This is a genomic window from Alcanivorax sp. 1008 (assembly GCF_020667895.1).
Lineage (GTDB): Bacteria > Pseudomonadota > Gammaproteobacteria > Pseudomonadales > Alcanivoracaceae > PGZG01.
This window is the reverse complement of the sequence record NZ_JAFMPS010000059.1, coordinates 1-2388: the sequence shown is the minus strand read 5'-3', so window position 1 is coordinate 2388 and position 2388 is coordinate 1. Positions and strand designations below refer to the sequence as shown.

The 2388-nt window shown below is 55.2% G+C and carries 1 protein-coding gene; it reads right to left on the bottom strand.

What is annotated here, in order from left to right:
- Nucleotides 1–2386, bottom strand: a 2386-nt coding sequence (metH, locus tag J1C54_RS16170) for a methionine synthase (RefSeq protein ID WP_229149953.1), incomplete at its 3' end; no start/stop codon positions are given.
- Between the last annotated feature and the right edge of the window lie 2 nt (nucleotides 2387–2388).

Sequence of the window (2388 nt, the reverse complement as noted above, 5' to 3'; positions counted from 1 at the left end):
ATGGAGTGATCAGGCCGGACAGACCAATAATGTCCACATTTTCTTTTTTGGCTACATCCAGAATTTTGTCACAGGGAACCATGACGCCAAGGTCAATAACCTCGTAACCGTTGCACTGGAGCACAACGCCAACAATATTTTTGCCAATGTCGTGCACGTCTCCCTTCACGGTCGCCATCAGAATGCGCCCATGGGATTCCTGCTGCGTGCCGAGCAACTCTTTTTCGGCCTCCATGTAGGGCATCAGCCAAGCGACAGCTTTTTTCATTACCCGGGCTGACTTGACTACCTGGGGCAAGAACATTTTACCTTCGCCGAACAAGTCGCCGACCACGTTCATGCCGTCCATTAACGGGCCTTCGATGACGTGCAGCGGGCGCTCTGCTTTCAGCCGCGCCTCTTCCGTATCTTCATCAATATAGTCCGCCACGCCCTTGATCAATGCATGCGCCAGGCGCTTCTCGACCGGCCATTCACGCCAGCTAAGATCTTCCTGACGGATGCTGCCGGCACCGGTGCCGCGGTATTTTTCGGCGATATCCAGCATGCGCTCGGTGCCGTCTTCACGGCGATTGAGAACGATGTCTTCGACGGCCTCTTTCAGCTCCGCAGGAATGTCTTCATAGATGGCCAGCTGACCGGCGTTGACGATGCCCATGTCCATACCAGCCTTGATGGCGTGGTACAGGAACACCGCATGAATCGCTTCACGCACTGGCTCATTGCCACGGAACGAGAACGAAACGTTGGATACTCCACCGGAAATAAGCGCGTAGGGCAGGGTGGTCTTGATATCGTGGACTGCTTCAATAAAGTCCACGGCGTAGTTGTTGTGCTCCTCAATGCCGGTGGCAATGGCAAAAATATTTGGATCGAAAATAATGTCTTCGGGTGGAAAGCCAAGCTGTTCGGTAAGCAACTTATAAGCACGGGTGCATATCTGGGTCTTGCGCTCGCGGGTGTCGGCCTGGCCGTCTTCATCGAAGGCCATAATGATTACTGCTGCGCCATAACGACGAACCAGACGGGCCTGCTCAATAAATGCGGCTTCGCCTTCCTTCATGGAGATGGAATTAACAATGCCTTTGCCCTGGATGCATTTCAGACCGGCCTCAATAACATCCCATTTGGAAGAGTCGATCATGATCGGCACTCGGGAGATTTCCGGCTCCGCTGCGACCAGGTTGAGAAATCGGACCATGCATTCTTTCGATTCGAGCAGGCCTTCATCCATGTTGATATCGATTATCTGAGCTCCGGCCTCGACCTGCTGACGGGCCACATCCAGCGCGGTATCGTAATCACCCTCCTTGATCAGACGCAGAAAACGTTTGGAGCCCGTGACGTTGGTACGCTCGCCGACGTTGACGAATAAAGAATCGCTGTCGATAGTCAGGGGCTCAAGTCCGCTTAGACGGCAGGCTGGCGCGATTTCCGGTAGCACTCGCGGTGACAGGTCCCCCACAGCACTGGCTATGGCACGAATATGAGCCGGAGTGGTGCCGCAGCAGCCACCGATCACATTCAGGTAGCCCTTGCTGGCCCAGTCACGAATCTCTGCCGCCATGGCCTCTGGAGACTCGTCGTATTCACCCATTTCATTTGGTAGGCCGGCGTTCGGGTGGGCGGAAACAAAGCCCTCGCTGATGCGCGATAACTCAGCCATGTAAGGGCGTAGTTCTTTCGCTCCGAGGGCACAATTCAGTCCAATAGTGATCGGCTGGGCATGGCGCAGGGAATGATAGAAGGCTTCCGTGGTTTGGCCGGTAAGGGTGCGTCCTGAGGCATCAGTGATAGTGCCGGAGATCATCATGGGAATATCGATCTGATGATCATCGCAGTATTTCATTACCGCAAATACCGCCGCTTTGGCATTCAAGGTGTCGAAAATGGTTTCGATCAGCAGTACATCGGCACCGCCCTCGACCAGCCCGTCAATGGATTCCAGATAGGCTTCCACCAATAGGTCAAAATTGGTGTTGCGGTAGCCTGGGTCGTTGACATCAGGGGAGATACTGGCAGTGCGATTGGTTGGCCCAAGCACCCCGGCGACGAAGCGTGGCCGTGATGGGTCAGCCTGCATCACCGCATCGGCTGCCCGCCGCGCGCATTGTGCGGCGCTGACATTGAGCTCCCGGGCCAGAGACTCCATGCCGTAATCGGCCATGGCAATGCTGGTGGCATTAAACGAGTTGGTTTCAATGATGTCAGCGCCGGCTTCAAGATAGGCGCGGTGAATATCTTCAATGATCGACGGCTGGGTAATGCACAGCAGGTCATTGTTACCCTTGAGATCCGATGGCCAGTCGGCGAAGCGATCTCCGCGGTAGGCGGCCTCGTCGAACCGGTATTGCTGGATCATGGTCCCCATGGCGCCATCAAGAATCA